The sequence below is a fragment of the Streptomyces sp. SP18BB07 genome, assembly GCF_036322545.1.
Lineage (GTDB): Bacteria > Actinomycetota > Actinomycetes > Streptomycetales > Streptomycetaceae > Streptomyces > Streptomyces deccanensis.
In genome coordinates this window covers 34,536-41,285 of the sequence record NZ_JAQYWT010000230.1, presented here as the reverse complement: position 1 = coordinate 41,285, position 6,750 = coordinate 34,536, and the positions used below count along the sequence as shown (strand labels likewise).

Here is a 6,750-nt window from a genome sequence, read left to right as displayed (position 1 = left end):
GTGCGGTTGAGTGTTTCATAGTGTTTCGGTGGTCATAGCGTGAGGGAAACGCCCGGTTACATTCCGAACCCGGAAGCTAAGCCTTACAGCGCCGATGGTACTGCAGGGGGGACCCTGTGGGAGAGTAGGACGCCGCCGAACTCCTTTTAGAGCTCTGGCTCTTGGGCATCAAGCCCAGGAGCCAGAGCTTTTTTGCGTTGAGGTAAGGTCAGGGGGCATCGTTGGCTCATTTCCCACAGGAGGCCCCCGGGTGGAGGTACAGGAGACCCGGGTCCAGACGGACCGGGTCCTCACCATCCCGAACATTCTCAGCATGGCGCGGCTCGTCGGCGTGCCCGTCTTCCTGTGGTTGGTTCTCTGGCCCGAGTTCGGCGGCCCCAAGGTCGACGGCTGGGCCTTCCTGGTGATCGCTCTCAGCGGCGTCAGCGACTATCTGGACGGCATGCTGGCGCGCCGCTGGAACCAGATCAGCAGCCTCGGCCGGCTTCTCGATCCCGCGGCTGACAGGCTGTACATCCTGTCAACTCTGGTAGGCCTCACGTGGCGCGAGATTCTGCCATTGTGGTTGACCGCTGTACTGCTCCTGCGTGAGCTGGTTCTGCTGGTGATGGTGGGCATCCTCAGACGGCACGGCTATCCGCCGCCGCAGGTGAACTTCCTCGGCAAGGCGGCGACGTTCAACCTGATGTATGCCTTCCCGTTGCTGCTGCTCAGTGACGGAAGTGGATGGATCTCGTCACTCGCTGCTATTTTCGGATGGGCGTTCGCCGGATGGGGTACAACGCTGTATTGGTGGGCAGGAATCCTCTACGTGGTTCAGGTCCGCCGACTCGTCAGTGCGGACGCCATGGCCGATTGAGCCCGCCAGTGGGCGGCCGTTAGTGGCTCGATGGCCCGCGTCGGAAAAGTGCGGGACAATCTGGACGGGTGAAGTCGGCTAGACCGTCTCTTCAAGGAGGACGCTTCCGACATGAAGGCCGTCGTGATGGCCGGAGGCGAAGGCACACGCCTTCGCCCCATGACCTCGAGCATGCCCAAACCGCTCCTGCCCGTGGCGAACCGCCCGATCATGGAGCACGTACTGCGGCTGCTCAAAAGGCATGGGCTCAATGAGACCGTCGTTACTGTCCAGTTCCTGGCGTCACTCGTCAAGAACTACTTCGGGGACGGCGAGGAGCTCGGGATGGAGCTCACCTATGCCAATGAGGAGAAGCCACTCGGTACCGCCGGGAGCGTCAAGAACGCCGAGGAGGCGCTGAAGGACGATGCCTTCCTCGTCATCTCCGGCGATGCCCTCACCGACTTCGACCTCACCGAGCTCATCAATTTCCACAAGGAAAAGGGCGCGCTCGTCACCGTCTGTCTGACCCGGGTACCGAACCCTCTGGAATTCGGTATCACGATCGTGGACGAGGAGGGCAAGGTCGAGCGTTTCCTGGAGAAGCCCACCTGGGGTCAGGTCTTCTCCGACACCGTCAACACGGGCATCTATGTGATGGAGCCCGAGGTCTTCGACTATGTCGAGGCCGATGTCCCGGTTGACTGGTCCGGCGACGTCTTCCCGCAGCTGATGAAGGAGGGCAAGCCGGTCTACGGCTATGTCGCCGAGGGCTACTGGGAGGACGTCGGCACGCACGAGAGTTATGTGAAGGCTCAGGCCGACGTGCTGGAGGGCAAGGTCGACGTCGAGATCGACGGGTTCGAGCTCTCGCCCGGTGTGTGGATCGCCGAAGGTGCCGAGGTGCACCCTGACGCCGTGCTGCGCGGGCCGCTCTACATCGGGGACTACGCCAAGGTCGAAGCCGGCGCCGAAATCCGTGAGCACACCGTCGTGGGCTCGAACGTCGTCGTGAAGAGCGGGGCCTTTCTGCACAAGGCCGTGGTCCACGACAACGTCTACATCGGCCAGCACAGCAATCTGCGTGGCTGTGTGGTCGGCAAGAACACCGACATCATGCGCGCCGCACGGATCGAGGACGGCGCGGTGATCGGCGACGAGTGTCTCGTCGGCGAAGAATCGATCATCCAGGGGAACGTGCGCGTCTACCCCTTCAAGACGATCGAGGCCGGCGCGTTCGTCAACACCTCGGTGATCTGGGAGTCCCGAGGGCAGGCCCATCTCTTCGGCGCCCGGGGCGTCTCCGGCATCCTCAACGTGGAGATCACCCCCGAACTGGCCGTGAGACTCGCGGGGGCCTACGCGACGACGCTCAAGAAGGGCTCCACGGTCACCACCGCCCGTGACCACTCCCGAGGCGCCCGCGCGCTGAAGCGCGCGGTCATCTCGGCGCTGCAGGCCAGCGCCATCGACGTACGGGACCTGGAGAACGTACCGCTGCCGGTGGCACGGCAGCAGACCGCCCGGGGCAGCGCCGGCGGGATCATGATCCGGACGACTCCGGGAGTTCCGGACTCTGTCGACATCATGTTCTTCGACGGACAGGGCGCCGACCTGTCGCAGGCCAGTCAGCGGAAGCTGGACCGGGTGTTCGCGCGCCAGGAGTACCGGCGCGCGTTCCCGGGTGAGATCGGGGACCTGCACTTCCCGGCCAGCGTGTTCGACTCGTACACCGGGTCGCTGCTGCGGAACGTCGACACGACCGGGATCGCCGAGTCGGGGCTCAAGGTCGTCGTGGACGCGTCCAACGGCAGCGCCGGTCTCGTGCTGCCGAGTCTGCTCGGCAAGCTGGGTGTGGACTCGTTGACGATCAACCCCGGTCTCGACGAGTCCAGGCCGACGGAGACCGGCGACATGCGGCGGTCGGGGCTGGTGCGGCTGGGTGAGATCGTCGCGTCCTCGCGGGCCGCGTTCGGCGTCCGGTTCGACCCCGTCGGTGAACGGCTGTCGCTCGTCGACGAGAAGGGTCGGATCGTCGAGGACGACCGGGCCCTGCTGGTCATGCTCGACCTGGTCGCCGCCGAGCGGCGGAGCGGACGGGTCGCGCTACCGGTGACCACCACCAGGATCGGCGAGCAGGTCGCCGCCTATCACGGCACGCAGGTCGAGTGGACGACCACCTCGCCCGACGACCTCACGCGGGTCGGCGGTGACGAGACGACCATCTTCGGCGGCGACGGACGCGGTGGCTTCATCGTGCCGGAGTTCAGCAGCGTCTTCGACGGGACGGCGGCCTTCGTACGGCTCATCGGACTGGTGGCTCGGACGCAGCTCACGCTCAGCCAGATCGACGCCCGGATTCCGCGGGCGCACGTCCTGAAGCGGGATCTCGCCACTCCGTGGGCCGTCAAGGGCCTGGTGATGCGCCGGGTCGTCGAGGCGGCCGGGGACCGTTTCGTGGACACCACCGACGGGGTGCGGGTCGTGGAGACCGACGGGCGGTGGGTGATGGTCCTGCCGGACCCGGCCGAAGCCGTCACGCATCTGTGGGCCGAGGGGCCCGACGACGCCTCCGCGCAGTCCCTGCTCGACGAGTGGGCGGCGGTCGTGGACAGCGCCGGTCGCTGAATCGCCTCGCACGCGCGCGTGCCGGACAAGTGCCCCCAACGGGGCCTGTCCGGCACGCCGGTGGGGCCATTCGGAGGTAGTGGTCGCGACATGCGACGATGTGCGGCATGCCGCAGCAGCCCCCCGTTCGGAGCACACCCGCGCGCCCGTCGCGTCCGGACGCCTCCATGTCGCTGCTCAACAACGTCATGGACCACAGCCTCGACGACGGATACGCCGAGGCGGCCGCCCGCAGGAAGGCCGCAGGCGCCGAGGGCATGCCGAAGACGGTGCGGGCCAAGCTGGGACTCGCGGTCGGTCTGGTCCTCGCCGCCCTGGTGGTGACCGTGGGTGCCGCGCAGGCGCGGATCAGTGCTCCCGTGGTCGCCAAGGAGCGCGAGGAGCTCATCGACCGTATCCAGGAGGAGACGGCAGCCGCGGACAAGCTCGAGGACTCCGTGGACGAGCTCCGGGACGACGTGAGCGCCCGACAGCGCAAGGCACTCAAGGAGGACGGCGGGGGCAGCGACGGTGACGACCTGGTGGGCATCCTGTCGGGCGCCGTCGAGGTGCACGGCCCCGGAGTCCGTCTCGTCGTCAACGACGCCAAGGGTGCAGGTCAGGGCGGTGACGGCGACCCGCGCGAGACGTCCGGGTTCTCGGACACCGGCCGTGTGCGGGACCGGGACATGCAGCGGGTCGTCAACGGGCTGTGGGAGTCCGGCGCCGAAGCCGTCTCGATCAACGGTCAGCGGCTCACCGCACTGTCGGCGATCAGGGCCGCGGGCGACGCGATACTGGTCGACAACAAGCCGCTGGCACCGCCCTACACGGTCCTCGCGGTGGGGGACGGGCAGCGGCTGAGCACCACGTTCCAGAACAGCCCCGACGGGCTGTATCTGCACGCCCTCCAGGAGAACTTCGGCATCCGGACGAGCATCTCCGTCGAGGACGACATCAAGGTGCCGGCCGCGCCGAGCGTGATCGTACGAACAGCAGAACCCAGCACAGAGAAGGGCACATCGTGATCGCCGTACTGGGCCTCGTCCTCGGAGTCGTGGCCGGACTGTTGGTCCGGCCCGAGGTGCCGGCGGTGGTAGAGCCGTATCTCCCCATCGCCGTGGTGGCGGCGCTGGACGCCGTCTTCGGTGGTCTGCGCGCGATGCTGGACGGCATCTTCGACGACAAGGTCTTCGTCGTGTCGTTCCTGTCGAACGTGGTGGTGGCCGCCCTGATCGTCTTCCTCGGTGACAAGTTGGGCGTCGGCGCCCAGCTGTCCACGGGCGTCGTGGTCGTCCTCGGGATCCGCATCTTCTCCAACGCCGCGGCGATCCGTCGGCACGTGTTCCGGGCGTGAGGCCGATGAGCGACCAGGACAAGACGCCGGATCCGAAGCCGACCCCCGGTGCCGGAGGGGACGACACACCGACGGCCCGGCTGCGCCGGGAACTGCCCCAGGAAGTGGCCCCCGCAGCCGCCGAGGAGCCCGGTGGGGCGCCTCAGGAGGAGAAGGACAAGCTGACCGGGCGGCAGCGGCTGGCCCAGGGACTGTGGCCGCCGCGCTTCACCCGCGCCCAACTCATCGTGGCCCTGCTGCTGTTCGGCCTCGGCTTCGGGCTGGCCATCCAGGTGGCGTCCAACAACGACGACAGCGCGCTGCGCGGGGCACGCCAGGAGGACCTCGTTCGCATCCTCGATGAACTGGATGACCGTACGCAGCGTCTGGAGGAGGAGAAGCAGGGTCTCGAGGATCAGCGCACCGAGTTGGAGAACAGCTCGGACCAGGCCGAGGAGGCACGCAAACAGACGGTCGAGAAGGAGCGGCAACTCGGCATTCTGGCGGGCACGGTGGCGGCGCAGGGGCCCGGCATCACACTGACGATCGACGACACGAAGGGGACGGTCGAGGCGGATATGTTGCTCGACGCGATCCAGGAGCTGCGCGCGGCCGGCGCGGAGGCGATCCAGGTGAACGGCGTACGGGTCGTGGCCAGCACGTATCTCACCGATTCCGACGACGGGATCAGTGTCGACGGGAACAAGATCACCCAGCCTTTTCGTTTCAAGGTCATCGGCAATCCGCAGGACCTCGAGCCCGCACTGAACATCCCCGGAGGCGTGGTGCAGACACTGGAGAAGGAGCAGGCCACCGTGACCGTGCAGCGGGCGGACAAGATCGTCGTGGACGCCTTGCGAGCGGCGGAGCGGCCTGACTACGCTCGGTCGTCCTCCCAGTGAACCGCAGGTGCATGGGGACCGTCCGGCCAGGGCATGAGGTTGCGGGGGGTCGGCGCACCGAATGGGTGGTGCGTGGTGGAAACTGTCCGGTGGGTACGGACGTTGTGAGGTTGTCCGGCTCGGCCGGTGTGTTCAGTCAGGGTTCGTCCTGCCCCACGGGCGGGTCTGTTTCGGTCAAGGGGAATCGCCCGTGAAGTTGTTTGCGAAGTTGTTCGGCAAGAGCGCGCGAGAGGGTAGCGACAACGCGACCTCCCGCCATCGCGCGCAGCCTTCGGAGGCGGAGGGCCAGGGCGGTGAGCGCCCCATGTTCCGGGACCAGGTCGCTGGTCCGGGAGGTGACATTTCCGGAGGTCAGGGCGCGCCGTCTGTTGACCCTGCCCAGTCGGGCCGCATAGGTTTCGGGGAACCGTCAACCTCAGGTACGGGTGGAGGGTTTGCCACAGACCCGTATGCGTCCAATGCCCCGGCGGGGCAGCCGCGGCAGGAGGATCCGTCGATGTCGGCCCTGGTGTGTACGAGGTGCGGTAACCGCAACGCGGAGAACAGCCGCTTCTGCTCGAACTGCGGTGCTCCGCTGCGGGCCGGCGCGACCCCCGAGCGTCCGTCCGAGACGACCTCCACGATCTCCATCTCCGGCCTCGAGGCGTACGACTCCGAGGTCACCGGCCAGACCCAGCTGCCGGCGCTCTCTCCCGAGGCCCAGGCCGCCGTCGACGCGCTGCCGCTCGGCTCGGCACTCCTCGTCGTGCGTCGCGGCCCGAACGCGGGCAGCCGTTTCCTGCTGGACGGCGACCTGACCACGGCGGGCCGTCACCCGCAGAGCGACATCTTCCTGGACGACGTGACCGTCTCGCGTCGCCACGTGGAGTTCCGCCGGGGCCAGGACGGCTCGTTCACGGTCGCCGACGTCGGCAGCCTGAACGGCACGTACGTCAACCGTGAGCGGATCGACCAGGTCGCCCTGCACAACGGCGACGAGGTGCAGATCGGCAAGTACCGGCTGGTCTTCTACGCGAGCCAGCGGGGCTACTGACCCTCCCCCGGACCGTGTCCGGGGGGACCCCAGG

The 6,750-nt window shown here is 67.4% G+C and carries 6 protein-coding genes and 1 rRNA gene; all 7 read left to right on the top strand.

All coding sequences use genetic code 11. The features are described 5' to 3' along the window. Positions 1-24 precede the first annotated feature (24 nt). The 7 genes from rrf to PUR53_RS07315 all read left to right on the top strand — a co-directional run bounded on the left by rrf (position 25) and on the right by PUR53_RS07315 (position 6,716). A 5S ribosomal RNA gene (gene rrf, locus PUR53_RS07345) occupies positions 25-141 on the top strand. Positions 142-250: 109 nt separating this feature from the next. After that, complete coding sequence (locus tag PUR53_RS07340) at positions 251-859, top strand: CDP-alcohol phosphatidyltransferase family protein (protein ID WP_033528917.1); 609 nt, start codon at positions 251-253, stop codon at positions 857-859. A gap of 111 nt (positions 860-970) precedes the next feature. Continuing rightward, the gene (locus PUR53_RS07335; RefSeq protein WP_329901079.1) at positions 971-3,466 is read left to right on the top strand and encodes a mannose-1-phosphate guanyltransferase; all 2,496 of its coding nucleotides are present in this window, start codon (positions 971-973) and stop codon (positions 3,464-3,466) included. 98 nt (positions 3,467-3,564) lie between these two features. After that, complete coding sequence (locus PUR53_RS07330) at positions 3,565-4,473, top strand: DUF881 domain-containing protein (RefSeq protein ID WP_329907780.1); 909 nt, start codon at positions 3,565-3,567, stop codon at positions 4,471-4,473. Then, positions 4,470-4,802: a small basic family protein gene (locus PUR53_RS07325; RefSeq protein WP_009343209.1), complete on the top strand. Its 333-nt coding sequence runs from the start codon at positions 4,470-4,472 to the stop codon at positions 4,800-4,802. The genes PUR53_RS07330 and PUR53_RS07325 overlap by 4 nt, the downstream gene beginning before the upstream one ends. Positions 4,803-4,807: 5 nt before the next feature. After that, positions 4,808-5,683: a DUF881 domain-containing protein gene (locus PUR53_RS07320; RefSeq protein WP_329901081.1), complete on the top strand. Its 876-nt coding sequence runs from the start codon at positions 4,808-4,810 to the stop codon at positions 5,681-5,683. 61 nt (positions 5,684-5,744) lie between these two features. Then, entirely contained in the window at positions 5,745-6,716 is a 972-nt protein-coding gene (locus PUR53_RS07315; protein ID WP_329901082.1) for an FHA domain-containing protein, read from the top strand. Positions 6,717-6,750: the final 34 nt, after the last annotated feature.